This is a genomic window from Cobetia sp. BL01 (genome assembly GCF_056493605.1).
Genome location: NZ_JBVBEE010000006.1, coordinates 185,882 through 206,961, shown reverse-complemented (window position 1 = coordinate 206,961; position 21,080 = coordinate 185,882). Strand labels below are relative to the sequence as shown.

The 21,080-nt window shown below is 64.1% G+C and carries 20 protein-coding genes; 6 read left to right on the top strand and 14 right to left on the bottom strand.

What is annotated here, in order from left to right:
• Positions 1-261: 261 nt before the first annotated feature.
• Both dnaG and rpsU read right to left on the bottom strand, forming a co-directional pair.
• Complete coding sequence (gene dnaG / locus ACZYGA_RS12595) at positions 262-2,316, bottom strand: DNA primase (protein ID WP_084207865.1); 2,055 nt, start codon at positions 2,314-2,316, stop codon at positions 262-264.
• Positions 2,317-2,561: 245 nt separating this feature from the next.
• Complete coding sequence (gene rpsU, locus ACZYGA_RS12590) at positions 2,562-2,777, bottom strand: 30S ribosomal protein S21 (RefSeq protein ID WP_024951433.1); 216 nt, start codon at positions 2,775-2,777, stop codon at positions 2,562-2,564.
• Between the two features lie 425 nt (positions 2,778-3,202).
• On the opposite strand from rpsU, the gene tsaD reads away from it, so the two are divergent.
• Positions 3,203-4,243 (top strand): tRNA (adenosine(37)-N6)-threonylcarbamoyltransferase complex transferase subunit TsaD, encoded by a 1,041-nt coding sequence (tsaD, locus tag ACZYGA_RS12585; protein ID WP_077378110.1) that lies wholly within the window; start codon positions 3,203-3,205, stop codon positions 4,241-4,243.
• Positions 4,244-4,439: 196 nt separating this feature from the next.
• Here tsaD and folK read toward each other — a convergent pair whose 3' ends face one another.
• Both folK and folB read right to left on the bottom strand, forming a co-directional pair.
• A complete protein-coding gene (gene folK / locus ACZYGA_RS12580; protein ID WP_077378107.1) occupies positions 4,440-4,979 on the bottom strand; it encodes a 2-amino-4-hydroxy-6-hydroxymethyldihydropteridine diphosphokinase in 540 nt (179 codons plus the stop codon).
• Positions 4,976-5,344 (bottom strand): dihydroneopterin aldolase, encoded by a 369-nt coding sequence (gene folB / locus ACZYGA_RS12575; protein WP_404626382.1) that lies wholly within the window; start codon positions 5,342-5,344, stop codon positions 4,976-4,978. Before folB ends, folK begins: the two co-directional genes overlap by 4 nt.
• A gap of 115 nt (positions 5,345-5,459) precedes the next feature.
• Between folB and ACZYGA_RS12570 the strand changes: the two genes are divergently transcribed.
• Positions 5,460-6,140 (top strand): glycerol-3-phosphate acyltransferase, encoded by a 681-nt coding sequence (locus ACZYGA_RS12570; protein ID WP_240499643.1) that lies wholly within the window; start codon positions 5,460-5,462, stop codon positions 6,138-6,140.
• A 46-nt stretch (positions 6,141-6,186) separates the two neighbouring features.
• Here the strand turns inward: ACZYGA_RS12570 and ACZYGA_RS12565 are convergent, their stop codons facing one another.
• From ACZYGA_RS12565 to ACZYGA_RS12530, 8 genes are all read right to left on the bottom strand, one after another.
• On the bottom strand, positions 6,187-7,431 hold the full coding sequence (locus ACZYGA_RS12565) for a tRNA nucleotidyltransferase/poly(A) polymerase-related protein (RefSeq protein ID WP_084207864.1): 1,245 nt from the start codon (positions 7,429-7,431) through the stop codon (positions 6,187-6,189).
• A gap of 48 nt (positions 7,432-7,479) precedes the next feature.
• Positions 7,480-7,806 (bottom strand): thiosulfate sulfurtransferase GlpE, encoded by a 327-nt coding sequence (glpE, locus tag ACZYGA_RS12560; RefSeq protein WP_077378098.1) that lies wholly within the window; start codon positions 7,804-7,806, stop codon positions 7,480-7,482.
• A 67-nt stretch (positions 7,807-7,873) separates the two neighbouring features.
• Positions 7,874-8,716 (bottom strand): symmetrical bis(5'-nucleosyl)-tetraphosphatase, encoded by an 843-nt coding sequence (locus ACZYGA_RS12555; protein ID WP_141392525.1) that lies wholly within the window; start codon positions 8,714-8,716, stop codon positions 7,874-7,876.
• Between the two features lie 115 nt (positions 8,717-8,831).
• A complete protein-coding gene (apaG, locus tag ACZYGA_RS12550; protein WP_077378092.1) occupies positions 8,832-9,212 on the bottom strand; it encodes a Co2+/Mg2+ efflux protein ApaG in 381 nt (126 codons plus the stop codon).
• Positions 9,209-10,117, bottom strand: a complete 909-nt coding sequence (rsmA, locus tag ACZYGA_RS12545; RefSeq protein WP_176503626.1) for a 16S rRNA (adenine(1518)-N(6)/adenine(1519)-N(6))-dimethyltransferase RsmA — start codon at positions 10,115-10,117, stop codon at positions 9,209-9,211. Before rsmA ends, apaG begins: the two co-directional genes overlap by 4 nt.
• A 210-nt stretch (positions 10,118-10,327) precedes the next feature.
• The gene (gene pdxA / locus ACZYGA_RS12540) at positions 10,328-11,326 is read right to left on the bottom strand and encodes a 4-hydroxythreonine-4-phosphate dehydrogenase PdxA (RefSeq protein WP_417286301.1); all 999 of its coding nucleotides are present in this window, start codon (positions 11,324-11,326) and stop codon (positions 10,328-10,330) included.
• Positions 11,327-11,333: 7 nt separating this feature from the next.
• Positions 11,334-12,617 carry a peptidylprolyl isomerase gene (locus ACZYGA_RS12535; protein WP_077378083.1) on the bottom strand — a complete coding sequence of 428 codons (1,284 nt, stop codon included), beginning with the start codon at positions 12,615-12,617 and terminating at the stop codon, positions 11,334-11,336.
• Between the two features lie 84 nt (positions 12,618-12,701).
• Positions 12,702-15,086, bottom strand: coding sequence for an LPS-assembly protein LptD (locus tag ACZYGA_RS12530; RefSeq protein WP_077378215.1), 2,385 nt, complete (start codon positions 15,084-15,086; stop codon positions 12,702-12,704).
• Between the two features lie 360 nt (positions 15,087-15,446).
• Here ACZYGA_RS12530 and ACZYGA_RS12525 point away from each other — a divergent pair, with 360 nt between their 5' ends.
• The 4 genes from ACZYGA_RS12525 (at position 15,447) to speD (ending at position 19,150) form a co-directional block, all read left to right on the top strand.
• Complete coding sequence (locus ACZYGA_RS12525) at positions 15,447-16,646, top strand: aminoglycoside phosphotransferase family protein (RefSeq protein WP_404626375.1); 1,200 nt, start codon at positions 15,447-15,449, stop codon at positions 16,644-16,646.
• Positions 16,646-17,479 (top strand): nucleotidyltransferase family protein, encoded by an 834-nt coding sequence (locus ACZYGA_RS12520; protein WP_404626373.1) that lies wholly within the window; start codon positions 16,646-16,648, stop codon positions 17,477-17,479. The genes ACZYGA_RS12525 and ACZYGA_RS12520 overlap by 1 nt, the downstream gene beginning before the upstream one ends.
• Positions 17,480-17,625: 146 nt before the next feature.
• Entirely contained in the window at positions 17,626-18,051 is a 426-nt protein-coding gene (locus ACZYGA_RS12515; RefSeq protein ID WP_077378074.1) for an OsmC family protein, read from the top strand.
• A gap of 304 nt (positions 18,052-18,355) precedes the next feature.
• Positions 18,356-19,150: an adenosylmethionine decarboxylase gene (gene speD, locus ACZYGA_RS12510; RefSeq protein WP_077378071.1), complete on the top strand. Its 795-nt coding sequence runs from the start codon at positions 18,356-18,358 to the stop codon at positions 19,148-19,150.
• A gap of 77 nt (positions 19,151-19,227) precedes the next feature.
• Here the strand turns inward: speD and ACZYGA_RS12505 are convergent, their stop codons facing one another.
• Entirely contained in the window at positions 19,228-20,127 is a 900-nt protein-coding gene (locus ACZYGA_RS12505) for an ion transporter (protein WP_077378068.1), read from the bottom strand.
• A 166-nt stretch (positions 20,128-20,293) separates the two neighbouring features.
• Positions 20,294-21,064: a hypothetical protein gene (locus ACZYGA_RS12500; protein ID WP_404626370.1), complete on the bottom strand. Its 771-nt coding sequence runs from the start codon at positions 21,062-21,064 to the stop codon at positions 20,294-20,296.
• Positions 21,065-21,080: the final 16 nt, after the last annotated feature.

Genomic DNA, 21,080 nt, shown 5'->3' with positions numbered 1-21,080 from the left:
TGCTCAGCGAGTAAGCGCCGGTTAGGGACGAAGAGAGCATCAAGCGCACCAGTATAGCGTGCCATCGGGAGATGCTGCCAGCGGCGTATTTGCCGGACCATCCAGGTGTGTTAGCGTTATCGGTTACGTTGCGGCAGTCCGCATCGGGAACTACCCCATTAGATAGTGTGTGTGAGAGCGTCTTTCAAGGTCAGCCAACGCTTTTTCATCCGCGAGGACGGCCCATCTCCCACATGCGGTCACCGAAAGGCTCCGTGAGCTTCAGCGCCGCGTTGCCAGCTGCATCAGCAGGGCCATCAGCCGCTGCTTCTCCTCAGCCGACAGCTTCTCGCCCTGCTTTTCCTTGGCCAGCAAGGCCTGGTATTCCGCCTCGGGTGACGTGCGCGCCAGCTGATGCTGGCAATGCTCCACCAGCCCCTTCAGCTCCTCGCTGCGCACTTCACGCGGGATGAGCAGCTCACGCGCGGCCAACTGCTCGAGGCGCGGCCCCTGAGCAGTGCCCAGAAAGTGCGCCAGCAGCACCTGAGGCGAACGATACTGGCCAGCCTTGAGCAATCTCACCACCTCGACCAGCAGACGGACATCCTCACTGTCTGCCGGCTCGCCGGCGCCTTCGATCCATTCATCGCTGGCCGGCAGCTCCGCCACCAGCTGCGGCTCATGCACCAGAAGGTGCAGCAGGCGCGTCAGCATGCTGACCGAGTGACGCGGTGACGTCTTGCGCGCCGCGCCATGCGAGGCAGCGGCCGGACGAGACCGCCCACCCGAGGCACCACCAGCCTCCGGGGGTGGCGCCCAGTCCTCCGGCTGCCAGCCCTCTGCATCCTGCTCACCGAAGCCGGCATCTGCCATCGCATCCAGCGATGACCAGTCGCCACCCTGCGGTTCATTCAGACTGCCACCTTCCAGGCGATTCCCCGCCGGAGCGGCGGAGTGCGACTGGCGCAGCTGCTGATGCTGCCGGAGACGCGCCTGCTGGGCATCACGCGCCGCGGCACGCTCCACCAGCATGGCATCCAGCCGCTCACGCTCCAGGCCACTGCGGCGCTCCAGCTCCTTGAGCAGCAGTGAACGCAGCACCCCCTCGGGCACCCGGGATATCCATTCCAGTGCCTGGGTCACGAAGCGCTCCAGCTGCTCCATGCGCTTGAGGTCGCGCCCTTCCGCCGCCTGCTCGAACAGGAACTCGGAGAGCCCCGAGGCGCAGGTCACCCGCTTCTCGAAGGCTTCCTGCCCTTCACTGCGCACCAGCGAATCCGGGTCTTCACCCTCAGGCAGGAACAGGAAACGTGCCTGGCGGCCATCGATCATGACGTCCAGCACCGTCTCCAGTGCCCGGCGCGCGGCCTGACGGCCAGCCTTGTCACCGTCGAAGCAGAACACCACTTCATCGACCAGCCGATAGAGGCGCTTGAGGTGTTCCTCACTGGTCGCGGTGCCCAGGGTGGCGCAGGCATTGCGAATGCCATACTGCGCCAGCGCCACGACGTCCATGTAGCCCTCGACGATCAGCATGCGCTCAAGCTTGCGATTCGCCTCGCGGGCCTCATACAGGCCGTAGAGCTCACGCCCCTTGTGGAAGACAGGCGTCTCGGGGGAATTCAGGTATTTGGGTTTCGCATCGCCCATCACGCGACCACCGAAGGCGATGGTGCGCCCCTTCCAGTCACGGATCGGGAACATCACGCGATCGCGGAAGCGGTCATAGCGCCGCCCACTCTCCTCGTGATGGATCAGCAGGCCGTACTCGATCTGCACCTCTTCGCTGACACCCAGCTTGCTCAGATGGTGCTTGAGATGTTCCCAGCCCTGGGGCGCAAAGCCGATACCGAAATCGCGCATCACCTCACGCGACAGCCCACGCCCCTCAAGATACTCACGGGCGGGCTGTGCGGCAGGTTCCGTCAGGCGCTGGCGATAGAAGTCAGCCGCCGCCTCAAGCAGATTGACACCCTCTTCACGGGCCTGCTCGCGGCGCTGGCGCTCGCGACGTTCATGGGGGCTCTGATTGCCGCCTTCACGGGGCACCTCGAGCGCCAGACGCGAGGCGAGCTGCTCGACCGCTTCCGGAAACGGCAGGCGATCGAATTCCATCAGAAACTTGAGGGCACTGCCGCTCGCCCCGCACCCGAAGCAGTGATAGAACTGCTTGTCCGGAATGACGTTGAACGAGGGAGAGTTTTCCTGATGGAAGGGGCACAGGCCGACATAGCTCTTGCCAGCCTTCTTCAACTGGACACGCTCACCTACCACCTCGACCACATCGGTACGGGCCAGCAGATCGTCTATGAAGCCTTGCGGGATGAGACCAGCCATGGTTCGCCAGAAGTCATGGAAAAACGGACTGACCCCAACGCAGTGAGTCGACATCACGCCAACGGGCGATCACATCGACGACAGCGCTCGGGTCAGGCCATCCCTCGAGAAACAGCAACGTGTGCAGTGAACTGACACACGACTCGGGAACAAACGGATCACCAGAGACAAAAACAAGCGGCCACCGTGAGGCAGCCGCTTGGTGTCCTTCCAGAGAGCAGTGGATCACTCCCCAAAAGTACGGATCAGTAGAGACGCTCGAAACGCTTGCGCTCACGCTGAACCTTCTTGGCGTGGCGCTTTACAGCGGCCGCCTGCTGACGCTTGCGAACAGCGGTCGGCTTCTCGTAGTGCTCACGACGACGCACTTCGGAAAGAACACCGGCTTTTTCGCAGGAGCGCTTGAAACGGCGCAGGGCGACGTCGAACGGCTCGTTGTCACGTACTTTAACTGAAGGCATTAAACACTCACCTACCTTGAGATCATGAGTTCGGTTTGAACGCACATCCGGTGCAGCCACTCCTCAGGAGCCACCAGCCAGCGACGGTAAACCGCCACCTGCAGGTCGATCCAGCATCAATCAGTCGCCTGCGACACCACCGGTGAGGGTAGCCGTCGCTGGCTGGAATCATGATTCGGGGAGCTTTTGCGGGGTGGTCGGATGCACGACCCAGTCTTGCAGAGTGCCATATTCTAGACACCCGTCCCCGCCTTTGCAAACGCGGAAACCGGAAATCGTCTCTCGCATAACGCCAGCTGGCGCGACACCCGTGCTCACAGCCAGTAGAATATCGCGCATTCACGGCACCCTCGCCTCTCGGGCTCGCTCAGGCAGCCTCGCTGGCCGTGCCGCCCTCTACTTCTGATATTTCCTGAGAGTCAGCCATGCGTGTGCTCGGCATCGAGACTTCCTGCGACGAGACCGGCGTCGCCATCTACGACACGGACCAGGGCCTGCTTGCAGACGCCCTCTACAGCCAGATCGCCATGCACGCCGAATTCGGCGGTGTGGTGCCGGAGCTGGCCTCTCGCGATCATACCCGCAAGCTGCTGCCGTTGATCCAGCAGGTGATGGACGAGGCGAATCTGAAAGCCGCTGACATCGATGCCATCACCTATACCGCAGGCCCGGGGCTGGTGGGCGCCTTGATGGTCGGCGCCTCGACGGCCCATGGCCTGGCCAGAGCCTGGCAGATTCCGGTGCTCGGGGTGCATCACATGGAAGGCCATCTGCTGGCCCCGATGCTGGAAGACGACGCACCGGAATTCCCCTTCGTGGCGCTGCTGGTCTCCGGTGGCCACACACAGCTGGTGGCGGTACGCGGGCTGGGCGAGTACGAGCTGCTGGGCGAGTCCGTGGATGATGCCGCAGGCGAGGCCTTCGACAAGGCCGCCAAGATGCTGGAACTGCCCTACCCCGGCGGCCCGCAGGTTGCCAAGCTGGCCGAGCAGGGCGATCCGAAGCGCTACCGCTTCCCGCGCCCGATGACGGATCGCCCCGGACTGGATTTCAGCTTCTCGGGCCTCAAGACCCACACCATGGTCACCCTCAAGAAGGCAAAGGCCAGTGGCGAGCCGGACGAACAGCATCGCGCCGACATCGCGCGCGCCTTCGAGGAAGCCGTGGTCGACACCCTGGTCATCAAGTGCCGCCGCGCGCTGGATCAGACCGGTCTCAAGCGTCTGGTCGTGGCGGGCGGCGTCAGTGCCAATACCCGCCTGCGCGAGCGCCTGAGCCATGAACTGGCCAAGCGCAACGCCCGCGCCTACTATCCGCGCGGTCGCTTCTGTACCGACAATGGCGCCATGATCGCCTACGTGGGTGCACAACGACTGAACGCCGGTGAGCAGGACACTGGCCCGATGAAGGCCGTACCACGCTGGCCTCTCGATAGCCTGTCCGCGCCGCAGGGGCATCACGACTGATCACTGCCGCTCCCGGCGCGTCTCGGCGGCCGTGAAAAGGCGTAGCTGCGATGAAACGGCTACGATGAAAACGGTTCCGATGAAAACAGCAACGCCCTGCCGGGCTACCCGGCAGGGCGTTCGTGCTTCATGTGGCGCAGGTCATGGCGCGAGCGTCATTCAGCGCCGTGATCAGACCGCGCAGAATGCCGCCTCATCACGGCGCGACGCCGGTGCGGGAGATCCTCCGGCAACGCCAGCTGAACTCCACCGGCCACAAGGGCTGCGACTCGGCATGCCCATGCTCGACGAATGACTGCCACAGGCTGGCATAGTCGACCCCACGCACCGGGTGGCGCTGCTCGGCGAAGGCTTCCGCCAGTGGCAGCAGCACGAAGGCATTGCGATCCACTTCCTCGCGCGGCAGCAGGACACCGTCGATCTCGCCGGTCAGCTCACCGACCGTCAGGATGTCGATATCCAGCGTACGCGGACTGAACTTGGGGCTGCCCTCGAGGCGTCCGTTGGCGAACTCGACCTGCTTGCACCAGGCTTGCAGCTCACCGACGCTCCAGTCACTGTGGAATCCCGCCACCAGATTGTAGAAATTGCGCCCGTCGACGAACCCCACCGGCTCGCTTTCGTAGACGGAAGACAGCGTGAGCTCCCCGAAGGTCGCCTCCAGGGCATCCAGGCAGACTCGCACGTGATGATCACGTTCGATGTTGCTGCCGATGGAGACAAGCACCAGAGTCATGCGCTGACATCCACGAGCGTGCCACGCTCGATGCGCACGCCCACCGCTTGCGCCTCCGGGACCGCCCCCGGCTTGCGCACCGTCATCCTGAGCCAGGGAATCCCGAATTCTTCCCGCAGCAGCGCGGCGAGACGCTCCGCGAAGGTCTCCACCAGCTCGAACTGGCTGTCGTCTGCGTAGGTCTGGATCCGAGCGCTGATGGCAGCATAATCAAGGGTATGCGTCAGATCATCCCCGGCCGCGGCAGGACGGATGTCCGTCGCCATCTCCAGATCGATCATCAGACGCTGGCGAATGGTACGCTCCCAGTCATAGACTCCTATCACGGTCTCAACTGCCAGAGCCTCGATCAGCACACGATCCATGGCGTTACCTCTATGCTTGTCGGATGAACCAGTAAAACGACGCCGCCAAAGGCCCCGCCATCATGCCCGAGATTCTACTGCACCCAGCCCCTGCTTGGCCAAACCGAGCCGCGCGATGCGCCTGTCCGCAAGCGACATGGCTGACGGCGCGCAGCGGGTCATGTGCGGGGGAGGCATGCTGAGCGACATCATCGGCTGGGTGGCCACACTGGCACACTGGCAGCAGCTGAGCCTGCTGCTGGCACTGGCCTATGGGGGAGGGTCGGTTCTGGGAGCGGTGTGGATCTGCCAGCGCCTGGGCCTGACCGACCCGCGACTGGCCGGCTCCTTCAATCCGGGCTTCTCGAATGTACTGCGACTGCACGGTGCCATGCCTGCCGCGCTGGTCCTGGCCTTCGATGCCACCAAGGGCATGCCTGCCCTGTGGCTGGGTGGCGAGATCGCCCTGCCCGCCTGGGCGCTGGGACTGATCGGACTGGCGGTGCTGATCGGCCACAGCCTGCCGCTATGGCATCGCGGACATCGAGGCGGCAAGGCTGTCGCTGCCGCCTTCGGCGTGCTGTTGATGCTGGCACCGGGCGTGGCCCTGAGCTGTGCCGCCCTGTGGATCGGACTGGCGTGGCGCCTGCGCACCGCCGCCATTGCCTCACTCGTCTCAGGGCTTGCCGCCCCGCTCTTCAGCCTGTGGCTGGCGCCGGAAATGAGCGGCGTGATACTCGTCTTCGCCAGTCTGATCGTGGTGCGTCACGCGCTCAATCTGCGCCGCCTGAGCGATGGCAGCGAACCGCGCCTGTAGACCCTCACTCCGCAGCCCGACCCTTGCCTCTGCGTGCATCGTCCTCTCAGTGAGCGTGGCCACAACCACAGTGCGGCGCATGGACCTCTGGCGTGGCTCGCCACTCACGCAACGCCTCGGCAATCGCCTGCTGACGCTGCTCGCCCATCGCCCGCCCGATCTCGGCACCCTTGAGCCCCTGAGCGACCAGGGATTGCGGCGAGACCACCGTCGCGGCCTGCCAGGCGGCATTGCCCAGCCGCGCCAGCCCCTTGTCTTCCACTGCCAGCAAGGCCACCAGCACCGACTGACGCTCACCACGACGCCACGCATCGACGCCATCCAGCCAGACCTTGAGATCTTCCGCCTGCACGCCACCCTCACGATGCGACGCATCATTCAGCTCTCGGCACTGACGCGCCTGCTGAGCCGCATCGCGCACGGCACTGGGCAGACGCAGCTCCTGCGCCAGGGTATCGATCTCCTCACGCGACAGGTGCTCCACCAGCCGTGCCATGCGCCAGCAGACCATCTCCGCCTCATCGACCAGCTGTCGCGGCAGTCGATCCAGCCGCTCCAGCGCTGACTCAAGCGCACGGGCCTCCCTCGCCAGCGCCGGCATCAGCACGCTCAGGGCACCCAGCTCATCCAGCAGCTGGAAGTAGGCCTCAGGACTGGCTTCCCCCAGCGCCTTCTCGGTTTCCTTCCAGACACGCTCGGCGACCAGATGCGAGACTTCGCCGCTCTCGACCATCCCCTGCATCAACGCGCGAGTCTCCTCGGCGACCGTGAAACCCAGCCCCTGATAACGTGCCAGGAAGCGTGCCACGCGCAGCACGCGTAGCGGGTCTTCACTGAAGGCGTCGGAGACGTGACGCAACAGTCGTGCCTCGAGATCCGCAAGTCCGCCGTAGGGGTCCACCAGTTCGCCCTCGCCGGGCGGACTGTCCAGCGGCTCGGCCATGGCATTGATGGTCAGATCACGACGCACGAGATCCTCTTCCAGGGTCACGTCGGGGCTGGCATGCACGGTGAAGCCAACGTAGCCATGTCCAGACTTGCGCTCGGTGCGTGCCAGCGCATATTCCTCCTGCGTCTGAGGGTGCAGGAAGACCGGAAAGTCGCGCCCCACCGGGCGGAAACCACGCGCCTGCATGTCCTCGACCGTCGCGCCCACCACCACGAAATCGCACTCATGCCATGGCCAGCCCAGGCGCGCATCGCGCACGGCGCCCCCTACCCGATAGACCTCGAGCCCTTGCAGCAGGCGGTCCGATGACGCATCAAGTCGATGAGGGGCACTACGAGTCATGGGGACTCCTTGGCAGAAGGGAGATGAGACAATCAGGCAAAGGTGGGATCAGCTACCGCTTTCGACATCGTCGCCATGGGTGAGCTGATACTGGGTGAAACCGCCATCGAGAGAGTAGACCTTCTCGAAGCCCTGCCCGGCAAGCCAGGCCGCTGCCTGCTGACTGGAGTGGCCGTGATAGCACACCACTACCAGCGGTGTGTCACGAGGGGTCTCTTCCAGGATCGCCCCTGCACTGGCGTTGTCCAGATGCCGGCTGCCGGGAATGCGCCCCTGGGTGAAGCTGAGCGGATCACGGATGTCCAGCAGCACGAAGGGTTGTTCGCCGTCGCGCCATTGCGCCAGTGACGCCAGATCAAGATGTTCGAAACTCATGGGAACTCCGCTGAAGATAGGGACAGGAAAATGGACGTGCGCCGCGCAGGGGAGGCGCCTTGCAGAGTCAGTCGCGCGATGTCACCGCCGGTTCGAACACGCGCTGCCCCGTCTCGAGATCGAGCGCTGTCAGCCCGCCACCCCATACACAGCCGGTATCCAGTGCCGCGACATCCTGGCGCGCCGCTGGAGTCTCGCCTTCCAGCGCCGCCCAATGGCCGAACAGCAGGCGCGGAGAGTCATCCCAGGCTCCCTCGGGACGCGGAAACTGGAACCAGGGACGATAGCCCTCGGGCGCGGAATCCAGCCCCTCCTTGGCCGCAAAGTCCATGCGACCCTCGCGGTCCACGAAACGCATGCGGGTGAAGACATTCACGATGCAACGCAGCCGCGCGATGCCGCTGAGATCCTCCCGCCAGAGATCGGGCGTGTCGCCATACATCTCGCCGAGAAACTCGCGATAGGCGTCCCCCGCCAGTGCAGCTTCCGCCTCGCGGGCCAGCGCTGCCGCCTGATTCAAGGTCCAGCCGGGCAGAACGCCGGCATGCGTCATCACCGTGCGCCGCGCATCGATGGTCTCTTCCACCATCAACGGCTGGCGACGCAGCCAGTCAAGCAGCTCGTCGCGATCCGGCGCGTCCAGAATAGGCTGAAGCGTATCGGAACGCTTGAGGCGCCCGAAGCCATGCGCGACCGCCAGCAGATGCAGATCATGGTTGCCCAGCACGATGCGCGCACTGTCCCCGAGAGCCTTGGCATGGCGCAGGCATTCAAGCGAGCCCGGCCCGCGATTGACCAGATCTCCGGCCAACCACATCACATCACGTCCGGGCGTGAACTCCAGACGCTGCAACAGGCGTTCGAACTCAACGTGACATCCCTGCAGATCGCCAATCGCCCACTGCGTCATGCTGCTCCCCCGGCCGCCTGGCGGCCTGCTACGTGAATGACTTGCTGATGGATTCGTTCAGGACGGCGACAGACCGATGGGCCATGTCCCGACCTGGCCCGAGACTCGGCAGGCATCAATGCACCTGATGCGGCCCGGCCAGACGAAATGGCGCGATGGCGACTTCGAAGGTGCGCGCATGGGTGGCATCGGAGAAGGTATAGGCCCCCTGCATCACGCCGACCGGCATGTCGAGGACGGCCCGCGAGGTATAGCGGAAGCTTTCCCCCGGGGCGATCAGCGGCTGCTTGCCGACCACCCCCTTGCCGCGGACTTCCTGCTCGTTGCCGCTTCCCTGGGTGATCTTCCAGTAACGCGCCAGCAGCTGGATCGTCTCGTCGCTGCCATTGTGCACCGTGATGGTGTAGCGGAACACGAAGCGGTTCTCGCTCGGACGACTCTCGTCGGCGCAGTACTCCGGTACGGCGTCGACATGAATGTCCGCCACGCCGCTCATGCGTCGTGATCGCTGTCAGTGGCGGCCTGCGAGGTCTTGACCTCACCGTGACCGACATTGCTGCGGGGGCGCTTGCGGGGCGCGCTGTCCGCCTGACTGGCGGTCATGCCCTGGGCGCTCAGATGGTTGGTGATCATCACCAGCTCCGCGACCGTCAGCGTCTGCGGGCGACGCGAGGGATCAATGCCCAGCGCCGTCAGCTGTTCGGCATCGATACGCCCCTTGAAGTTGTTGCGCAGGGTCTTGCGACGCTGAGAGAAGGCTTCCCGCACGATGATGGCCAGCAGCTTCTCGTCAGTCGCCGGATGCGGCAGCTCGGCATGCGGCACCAGACGCACGATGGCCGAGTCCACCTTTGGCGCCGGGAAGAAGGCACTGGGCGGCACCAGGAAGAGGTTCTCGACCGCACAGTAATACTGGGTCATCACCGACAGACGGCCCCAGTCCGTACCACCCGGCTCAGCCGCCAGACGCTCGACCACTTCCTTCTGCAGCATGAAGTGCATGTCGGCAATCGCGCCACGCGCTTCCAGCAGGTGGAAGATCAGTGGCGTGGAGATGTTGTACGGCAGGTTGCCGACCACGCGCAGTGCCGGACCATCGCCCACCAGCGCCGGAAAATCGAAGCGCAGGGCATCGCCCTCGTGGATGACGAAATCGGGATAGTTGAAGAACTGCACGCGCAGCCCGGGGATCAGGTCACGGTCCAGCTCGATGACCTCCAGCTTGCCCGCCGCTTCCAGCAACGGACCGGTCAGCGCCCCCTGCCCCGGACCGATCTCGACCAGCCGCTCCCCCTCTGCCGGACGAATGGCCCTGACGATACGGGAGATGACGCCAAGATCCTGCAGGAAGTTCTGGCCGAAACGCTTGCGCGCACGATGCGCCGGGAAATGTTGGGACATGGGACTGACTTTCCTCCGGGGAGCCCTGTGGACTCCCGACAACAAGACGCCATCCTTCACCTGTGGAATCGATGCAGAGGCATCGAGGGACATGGAAAGGACGGCGAGACCATCCTGGATGGTCGAATGACTGGGGTAGCGGCGACGCCTGCTTGAGGTGCGCGCTCGGCGTGCCGCATGGACGGTCACGCCAGATGATGGGGGATTATCTCAGGCTCGCGCGGCGGCTGCCATCTCGATGGCCACCTGCACGGCCTGCACGAGACTTCCGACATCGGCCCGACCCGTGCCCGCGAGATCCAGCGCGGTACCGTGATCGACCGAGGTACGCACGATGGGCAGGCCCAGCGTGATGTTGGCAGCCTGACCGAATCCGGCGTACTTGAGCACCGGCAGCCCCTGATCGTGATACATCGCCAGCACGGCATCCACGCCATCGAGATGACGTGGCGTGAACAGGGTGTCCGCCGGCAGCGGCCCCGCCAGCTGCATGCCCGTGGCGCGCAGTGCCTCGAGCGTCGGTGAGATCACCTCGATCTCCTCGACGCCGAGATGCCCACCTTCGCCGGCATGGGGGTTGAGTCCGCACACCGCGATGCGCGGCGTCTCACGCCCGAAGTAGCGTTTGAGATCTTCCGCCAGGATAGTGAGCACTCGTGTCAGCCCCTGCGGCGTGATGGCGTCGGCCACCTCACGCAGCGGCAGATGGGTGGTGGCCAGCGCGACACGCAGTCCCGGGCACGCCAGCATCATGACCACTTCCTCGACACCGCAGACGTCGCGCAGATACTCGGTATGCCCCGTGAAACCGGCGTGGCCGGCCTCGATCACGGCAGCCTTGGACAGCGGCGCCGTCACCATGGCACTGGCGTGTCCGGCCTGACAGGCGGCGATGGCCACGTCGAGCATCTGCAGGACATGATCACCGTTGCGCGCATCGATCACCCCCGGCTCACTGGGCACCGCCAGCGGCACCGACCATACGGCCAGATGACCATTGCGGGCCGGTGGCAGGGGGTCGCCGGGGCTCAGCTCATGCAATTCAAGCGAAAGCCCCAGCAGGCGGGCACGACTGGCCAGCAGGTCGGGATCGGCGACCGCGACCAGCTGCGCCGGGAAGTCCTCGGCCTGAGCCGCCAGCATCACCAGCAGCTCGGGACCGATGCCCGCCGGCTCCCCGGCGGTCAGCGCGATCACCTTGGACGACATGGCGCGCTCACTGCTCATCAAGGCGGTTGTCGACATAGGCCTCGGCGCGGATCTGCTGCTGCCAGGCTTCCAGTTCGTCATTGAGCTTGCGCTGGAACAGGGTCTTGCGGACCTTGTCACGCTGGCTGGAATTGGTGACATCCTGCTGACGACGATTCTCGACCTCGATGATGTGATAACCGAAGCGCGTCTTGATGGGCTGGCTGACCTCCCCCACCTTCAGGGCGTTCATGGCAGTCTCGAAGGACGACACCGTCTGCCCCGGGCTGACCCACCCCAGCTCGCCACCCTTGAGAGAGCTGCCCTTGTCGTCGCTGAACTCCTGGGCCAGCGCGGCGAAGTCCTCGCCTCCCAGCACGCGACGGCGGATGGACTCGGCACGCTCAAGCGCCTGCTGATCACTCATGTTCGGGTTGGGCTGGATCAGGATGTGACGCGCCTGAGTCTGGGAAATCAATGACTTGCCTGCGCCACGCTTCTCGATCAGCTTGACCAGGTGATAGCCGCTGGCACTGCGCAACGGCTGGGACACCTCACCTGCCTGCATGTCCGGCACCACATCGGCGAATACGCTCGGCAGCTCACCGCCGGCGCGCCAGCCGAGATCCCCGCCACTCAGCGCCTGGCTGCCAGCGGATTCCGCCGCTGCCACCTGGGCGAAGTCCGTCCCATCGGCGATCTGCTGACGCAGACCATCGGCACGCTCGCGCGCCGCCTTGACCTGAGCCGGTGTCGGCTCCTGCGGCAGGGCGACCAGCAGGTGCGCCAGGTGATACTGGATATCACTGCCGACGTCCTGCTGGTTGAGATACCGGTCGATCTCGCGATCGGAGATGCGCACCTTGCTGGCCACGCGACGCTGCTGGATCTGTTGCACCAGCAGTTCACGACGCACCTGATCACGCACATCGGCCAGCGACATGCCATCCTGCTCGAGCTTGTCGGCAAAGGCCTCCAGGCTCAGACCATTGTCCTTGGCGATTCCCCGCAGGGTGGCATTGAGCTGGGTGTCATCGATGCTCAGATTGGCCTGCTCCGCCATCTGCAGCTGAATCTGCTCATTGACCATGCGGTCGAGCACCTGGCGCTCCAGCACATTGCGCGGCGGCAGGTTGATACCGCGACTCTGCAGCTGTTGGCTGGCCTGGGAGACACGCCGCTCCATGTCGCTTTGCATGATGGCGTCCTTGTTGACCACGGCAACCACACGGTCGAGCAACTCGGCGGCACTCACCGGCAGGCTTGCCAGCGCGAATGCCAGCCCCAGCGGGGCAATCAGGGTCTTGCGCATCGGGTGTTCTCTCGACGTAAAAATGTTGATGGCGCCGCCTTGCAGCGGCGCCCTGTCGTCAGCGTGCGTGACGCATCCCGGGGGTCAGAAACCGGCGTTGCGATAGCCCGGCACCGCCTGCTCCAGATAGCTGTCCGCGCTCTGGCCGACGCCACCCAGTCCCTTGAACTCGAAGGTCAGGAAGATACCGTTCTTCTCTTCATCATCCGAGATGGTATTGGCGGTGTCGTTGTCATCCTGCCATTCCCGCCAGGTGACCTGGACGCCATAGCAGCAGTCGTTGTACTGGACACCCAGCACCTTCTCCAGCGAGCGGGAATTGGTGCTGTCGTACTGATAGCGGCCCAGCAGCGACCAGCTTGCGCTGACCGGCGTCGCGAACGAGAAATCCCACTCGTTGCGGGTATAGCCCAGCACGTCTTCATCGTCCTCATCATCGTAAGGCACGAACCCTTCGATCTCACGATTGAAGCCAAAGTTCAGTACCGTGCCCTGTTTGGCGCGATAACGCAGTGATGTCTGGGCGCTTTCGGTGACACCGCGATCGAAGTCCTGGAACACGGCCTGGGTCGCGGTCCACTGGTCGTTGAGGACCACATCGGCCTGGAAGACCACCGGCGAGCGGTCACGCGTCGCCCGATAGTAATCGGAGTAGCTGTCGAAGTCGGAGCGCGACGTCTTGTCCGGATCCCCATCCATGTCGATGTTGCGGTCCGACAGGTAGCTGGACTGGCCAACGCCCAGCTTGAGGCGTTCGCGACCGCTCTCGTCACTGATGAAGCGCGAGGAGACGCCGTAGGAAATCTTGTTGGTGTCGCCCACTCGGTCGCCACCGCTGAAGCGGTAGGGAGACCACAGCTGATTCCAGCTGAAGGCATCCTCGGAGGTGTCGAAGTCCGGGAAGTCGGACTGATCGACCTCAGGGACATAGGCGTAGTACAGACGCGGCTCCAGCGTCTGCTTGTAACCTTCGCCGAACCACTCGGTATCACGGTCGAAGATCAAGCCGCTGTCCAGTGACAGCACCGGAATGGTCGCCGAGGTACTGCTGTCACGATCGGTCTCGCGATCCCCGTAGTCCAGGTCGTAGCTCAGACTGATCAGCTGGGCACGCGGCTCGATGAAGCTCCAGCTCTGATCGCTGCGCCAGCCCACGGCCGGTGCCAGACGCAGACGGGTGCCGTTGGCGGCTTCATCGTCGTCGATGTCCGTGTCGGTCTCGTCCACATCACGCCAGAAGTAGGTGGCGTTGGAATTCCATTCTTCATAGAAGCCGCTGGTCTGGCTCCAGCGCGCGTTGGCAGTCAGGCTCGGCAGGCGATAGAACGGCTTGTCCTCGTCATCCAGCGGAAAGTCCATCCGCTGATACCCCTGCGCCTTGAACTCGAGATCCCAGACGTCGCCACGGTAATTCAGTCGCGCGAGACGCTCGAGGCTGTCCGTCTCGGTCTCGCCGAAGTTGCGCCCGAAGTCATCGAAGTAATTGCCGTCGGATGCCGCGCCATACTTGAGCTGATAGGCCGTGCGCGCGTCATAGCGACCAGAGTGCTGGTAATTGATGTACCAGCGATCCTCGCCGATGAGATCCTCTTCATCGTCATCCGGATCACTGCCGCCATCGTCATCGGCCAACCAGGCGCCTTCCAGCGTGCCTTCGTCGCCACGTGGCAGCAGGTAACGGAACTCACCTTCCAGCATCTCACCGCGCTCTGAAATGTAGCGAGGCGTGATGGTGGCATCGTAATTCGGGGCCAGGTTCAGATAGATGGGCTGGGCATAATCGAAGCCGCTGGAGCTGGTGTAGCTGAGCTGCGGCCACAGCAACCCGGTGTGGCGGCGGTCATCGACCGGGAAACGCACATAGGGCCAATAGAAGACCGGCACGCCGCCCATTTCCATGCGCGCGTGGGTCGCCTCCCCCCAACCGGACTCCCGGTCGATGGTGATATCGCTGCCGACCAGACGCCACAGGCTGTTGCCCGGCTCACAGGAGGTGAAGCTGGCATCCTTCAGGCGATATCGGCCATCTTCCAGACGCGCCAACTGCACCGCATCCCCCCGGATACGCTGCTTGTGGAAGACGTAGTGACCATTGTCGACGCTGGCCGCGTCGCTGTTGAGCGAGACGCGGGCATCATCTCCGCGCAGCAGCACGCCGGGCTGACGGTAGGTCACCGGGCCCTTGGCCGTCGCGGTGTCTCGCGCCTCGTTGACGCTGACCTCAGGCGATTCCAGCTGGGAATCACCCCGTCTGAGCACTACCTCGCCCATCAGGGTCGCGACGCCGTCATTGCCATAATTGGCCTTGTCGGCGGAGGTCGCGACCTGCTCGGGCGTGTCACCCGCATCGATCCGGTAGGCCGGTGTCACGTAGCGACCGCTGCACAGCTGCCCCTGCGGCACCTCATCATAAGGCTGCCAGTCGAGCTGGCTTGCCGACAGCGGCTCCGGCGGGGCGGCTTGCGCCATCAGCGGCGCGCCAGCGGCCAGCGGGGCCAGCGTCCACAGGAGACGCAGCACCAGCGGCTTGAGCCGCCATGTCGCAGGCTGGCTGACGGGGAGACGCGTCGCCGTCGTGGAAGACGCAAGACGACGATGCGGCCGCCCGAGGGCGGACACCGGCTTGCCCGTGTGTATTGAATGGCTGCGCTGGGCCATGGCTGCTCTGTGTCCTTGGCTGGGGGAATCGGTATTATACAGGCCCAGCAACCGGCCTTCCTGCTTGCCGGTTCCGCCTGTCCTGTGGTCACCACACCCCAGCATGCGGGGCCGCGGCACAGGCGTCAACTGACAGCCGGCCCCCGTATCCGCCGACAGGAGCCCCGCCCCATGACATCCGACGCCCGCCGTCAGGCCCTCCACGCCTGGGCTGCCGCACGCCACGACCTCGCCCCCGACACCGTCCGCATGAGCGCGGTGGCCGACGACGCCAGCTTTCGTCGCTACTTCCGCCTGCATCTCGATGAGAGCGCCCCCGGCATGTCGCCCCGCATCCTGATGGATGCACCGCCGGAAAAGGAGGACAGCCATGGCTTCGTCGCCATCGCCCGCCAGTGGCGAGAGGCCGGCCTGCCCCTGCCCGAGGTCTTCGCCTTCGATGACGCCCGAGGCTTTCTGGAGCTTGAGGATCTCGGTGATACGCCATTGATGACGGCCCTGACCAGCACCGAACACGCCGACCACTACTATGGCGAGGCCATCGGCCTGCTCGAGCAGTTGCATGAACTGCCGCTGGCCGACCTGCCCGCCTATGACGATGCGCGCCTCAAGGCCGAGATGGACCTCTTCCCCGAATGGTGTCTGGGGCAGCTGCTCGACATGCCGCATGACCGCCGCTACGCCGCCTGGGAAACGCTCTGCGGACAGCTGCTGACGGCCGCGCGCGCGCAACCTCTCGTCACCGTGCACCGCGACTTCCATGCCCAGAACCTGTTCCTGCATGCCGATGCCGGCCAGTCGCGCGAGACGCTGTGGATCATCGATTTCCAGGATGCCGTCATCGGTCCCGAGAACTACGACCTGATCTCGCTGCTGCGTGACCGCCACTGGCGCTGGCCGGAGCCCGCCATGGCGCGCTGGATCGAACAGGCCCGCCTTGCCGCCCTGCCACGCTATGCCGCCGCTGGCCTGCCGGCCCCCAGCCCGCTCGAGTATCGTCAGAGCGTCGAGCGCATGGGCGTGCAGCGCAATCTCAAGATTCTCGGTATCTTCGCGCGCCTGACCCTGCGCGACGCCAAGCCACGCTATCTGACGCTGATGCCACGCTTCCTCGGCCATCTGCGTGAAGGTCTGGCCTTCTGCCCCGAACTGATCTCCTTCACCCACTGGCTGGATGAGGTGCTGACCCCGGCGCTGTCACTGCGTCTGGCCTCCGAGTGCGAGGCACGAGGCCTGCGACTGGCCAATGGCGAGACGCCGGAGATCAACCTTGACGACTACGATGAGCTGGCTGCACTGGCCGATCGCGCGGCACGCCTGATGCGCAACGCCGAGGCACGTCAGACAGATGTCACGCAGGAGAAAGGCTGATGCGCGCGATGATTCTGGCCGCGGGCTTCGGGACTCGCATGCGTCCATTGACTGACCACACACCCAAGCCGCTGCTGAACGTCGCAGGACGCCCGCTGCTGGAGCATCATCTGCTCAGGCTGGAAGCCGCAGGCGTGGATGACATCGTCATCAACGTCGGCCATCTTGCGCAGAAGATCCTGGAGCATTTCGTCGCTGCTCGCTCTCCCTGCGGCTTGCTGCAGGCGCGCTGGCAGGGCCGCAGGCGCGAACTGACGCTGACGTTCTCCCATGAGACGACGCCACTGGAGACCGGTGGCGGCATCGCACGCGCGCTGACACTGCCCGGCGCTCTGACGGCCGATGACGCCGACGAGACGCCCTTCCTGCTGATCAATGGTGATGTCTGGTGCGATGTGGATCTCGGGGCGCTGATGGCTCAGGCACTGGCCAGCCAGACTCAGTGCCTGCCGCCAAGGCCGTTGGCGGGCCTGGTACTGGTGGACAACCCGCCACACCATCCGAGCGGCGACTTCCTGCTGATGCAGGATGGCGAAGTGCGCGACGACCCCGTGAATGGAACGGACGAGCGCATGGACAACGCAGACCGCCTGACCTTCTCCGGCGTGTCATGGCTGTCCCCACGCCTGATCCGGCGCGCCCTGCACGAGACGCCGGCTCTGCGAGAGGGTGATGGCGTGTTCAAGCTGGCACCGCTGCTGCGCGATGCCATGCAGCGCGGGGAGGCACGCGGACTGCATCACCGTGGCGAATGGATCGACGTCGGAACGCCGGCAAGACTGGACGAGCTGGACAGGCTGCTCAGCGATCGCCCGGCACATCCGGAGGCATGAGCTCGCAGGCATAAGCTCAGCGCCGGACGTTCCTCCGGCCGCGGGCGCGGCAATGCTATTCTGTGCGCCTTCGTGCGGTCCCGCCTGCGCACCGGTGCACCTCACTGACTCATTGATTCACCGAAGGGAGAGAATTCGTCATGGCAATGAACACCAGCATCAAGTGGACCGATGGTCGCCAGTTCCTCGCGGAATCCGGCAGCGGCCACAGCGTCGTCATGGATGGCAATCCGGAAAATGGCGGACGCAACACCGGCCCGCGCCCGATGGAGATGCTGCTGATGGGGCTGGGCGGCTGCACCAGCTTTGACGTCATCCAGATTCTCGAGAAGGCCCGCCAGCAGGTCACGGACTGCCGCGCAGACCTCACAGCCGAGCGCGCCGATGGCGTGCCCAGCGTCTTCACCAGCATTCACGTCAACTTCGTGGTCACGGGCTACAACCTCAAGGAAGCACAGGTAAAACGCGCCGTGGAGCTGTCCGCCGAAAAGTACTGCAGCGCGTCATTGATGCTCAGCGCCGGTGGCGTCGAGATCACCCACTCCTACGAAGTCATCGACAGCGCCGCCTGATCATCTCCCGGCACTCCCCCTCTGCCACCCGCCGCCATGAGCGATCTGACGGCGGGTGGCAGAGGGGGACTCACGCCAGCGAGCGACGCTCGACGGGAATTGACGCTGGCGTGTCAGCCCTGCCTGTGCATAATACGCCCCTCAAACCGGTTGTCTTCCCGGTCGCTCCTCGGCCATCGGCCACGAAACGAGCGCCGCAGGACACCTTCTTCGGCCCGATGTTCACCCCTGGATGGCAACGCCACACGGGCGTGATAGAGGCATCGGATGTCATACCACCCTCCCATCTCAAGGAGGCCTGGACGTGAGCGATCAACTCCGCCTTCACGGGTTCAACAACCTCACCAGTTCGTTGAGCTTCAATATCTACGACATCTGCTACGCGCAGACCGAAGAACAGCGTACGGCGTATATCGATTATATCGATGAACTCTACAACGCCGAGCGCCTGACCCAGATACTCAAGGATGTCACCAACATCATCGGTGCCCACGTGCTGAACATCGCACGTCAGGACTACGAGCCGCATGGTGCCAGCGTGACCATCCTGATCGCCGAGCATGAGCTGGAAGAGACGGACCCCGCCCAGACGGAGCCGGGCCCGGGCCCGCTGCCCGAGACGGTCGTCGGCCATCTGGACAAGTCACACGTCACGGTGCACACCTACCCTGAGTCCCACCCGGACAACGGCATCAGCACCTTCCGTCTGGATATCGATGTCTCGACCTGTGGCATGATCAGCCCGCTGAAGGCGCTGAACTACCTGATCCACAGTTTCGACTCCGACATCGTGACCATGGATTACCGCGTGCGCGGCTTCACCCGCGACGTGGATGGCAAGAAGCTGTTCATCGATCACGACATCACCTCGATCCAGGATTACCTGGCGGAAGACACCAAGTGTGCCTACCAGATGGTCGATGTGAACGTGTATCAGGAAAACATGTTCCACACCAAGATGCTGCTCAAGGACTTCGAGCTGGACAACTACCTCTTCGGCACCTCGCGTCGCGAGCTGACCTTCGAGGAAGCCACCAACATCGAAAGCCGCCTGCGTCGCGAAATGCTCGAGATCTTCTACTCGCGCAACTTCGACTGAGCCGGGCACGCCTCGAGGCATGCAAAAGCCCCTGACACCTTTGGGTGTCAGGGGCTTTTTTCTGGCCCGATCACGGCTCAGCGCTTTCCGTCAGGCCCGGGGTCCGTCTTGCGTTGCGGCGCAGTGGTGCCGGCCTCGTCCAGACGCCGGGCCATCTCGTCATTGACCTCACGCTGGAGCGCCTCACGGCGCTGTTCGCGCTCCGCCAGCGACTCCCCCTGCATCACCGCCACTTCATCAAGCCGGGTGCGCAATTCACGCACCTCGGTCGTCAGCTCGCTGATCTGGTGGTAGAGCGCGCGGGTCATGTCGCGCTGGGCACGCGCCGCGCGCGCCTCCTGCTCACTGTCATCCTCGATGAAGATCGAACTGATGTAGGCCGCGAAGCTCCCGAACAGCCCCACGCCTCCCACCATCAACAGCACGGCCACGACCCGCCCAAGGGTGGTGATGGGATAATAGTCCCCATAGCCGACGGTGGTCACCGTCACGACGGCCCACCACAGCGCCTCCTCGGCAGTGTTGATGGGGCTGTCGGGGTTGGGAGTCTCCACCATCAGCATGGTGAGTGCGCCGAAGACCACCAGCAGCACCGTGGCAGTGGCCGCAGAGGCGAACACCCCCTCGGCGCGATTGCGGAACAGCAGCTTCCAGATCATCTCCATCGACTTGATGGCGCGCAGCACCCGCAGTATCTGCACCACACGAAACAGCCTCGCCCCCTGGAAGAGGCCTGCCGGAATACAGGCCAGCAGGTCGATCCAGCCCCACTTCATGTACTCGCGCTTGCTCTTCGCACTGGCGAACCGCTTGCAGAAATCAACGAAGAAGAACAGGCAGACCACGTAGTCCATGTACTGCAGCAGTCGCTGGACCGGGGGCGACAGTTCGAAGATCAGATCCACGACCATCGCACCGATGACATACAGTGACAGCACCAGAATGAACAGCTGAAAGGGCGTGACGCGTTCCTGCATCCGAGGATCTCCGTGAATGGGGCTCAGGAAAGCCTACCCCATCCTCGACGCCCTGACAGTGTGAAGACACCGCTGTCATGCTTGCGATGATTCATGCGCCTAGTGATTCATGCGTCCGGTAGTTCATGCGTCCGGTAGTTCATGCGTTAGCCTCATGTGCCCGCACTCATGACGCCTTGTCGCGCGACTCGTCGTCACTCGGGGGCTGGAAGGTAGACTGCTCGCTGATGTCTTCCCCACTGATGCGATTCAGAAGCTTGCGCAACTTGTGACGCTGGCGGCGTGATGACAGGCGATTGGAATCCCAGCGCTCCGGTACCAGCGCACATTCTCCATTGGCATCGTGCAGACGGAAGGCACGCTCGACGCCGATCGGGTGGTCCTCACTGCCATAGATGCCGATGATGCTCAGCGTCAGGCGCTGGAATTTCAGCTGCTCATTGCTGGGCCAGTGACCGTCGAGCGAGATGCCATTGCGGCGCGCCATGCGCTCGATGACTTCAGAGAACGTCCCGATATGCAGGAAGTCGCCCGAGCCCAGCGGCCCCTGACGCGTGGTATCGGAGATACGCCATTCACTGCTGCTGGAAGCCTCCTTCGCGGACTGTTCGCTGTCGCCATCCTGCTGATTGTCACTCTGCTCGTCACCTTCCTGATAGCTGCGTTCGAACTCGGTGACATCCATCAGCAGGCTGCCATGACTGGTATCCAGCCGGGCGATGATGTGCTCGATGAAGATCGATTCGGCACTCATGTTGCTGACGATGCACAGGCTGTCGATCCCCTTGGACTTGCCGCGATTGATCAACACGCGCGGGCGCCGCTGGCGACGGAAGTTGTGATACAGCAGCTGTGCGTAGACCAGCCAGATGAAGAACGAGCCGATACTGGCAATCGCCGAGATGGTTTTCGAGTGATTCGCGATCCACTCCATCATGCTGACCTCCCCTGTC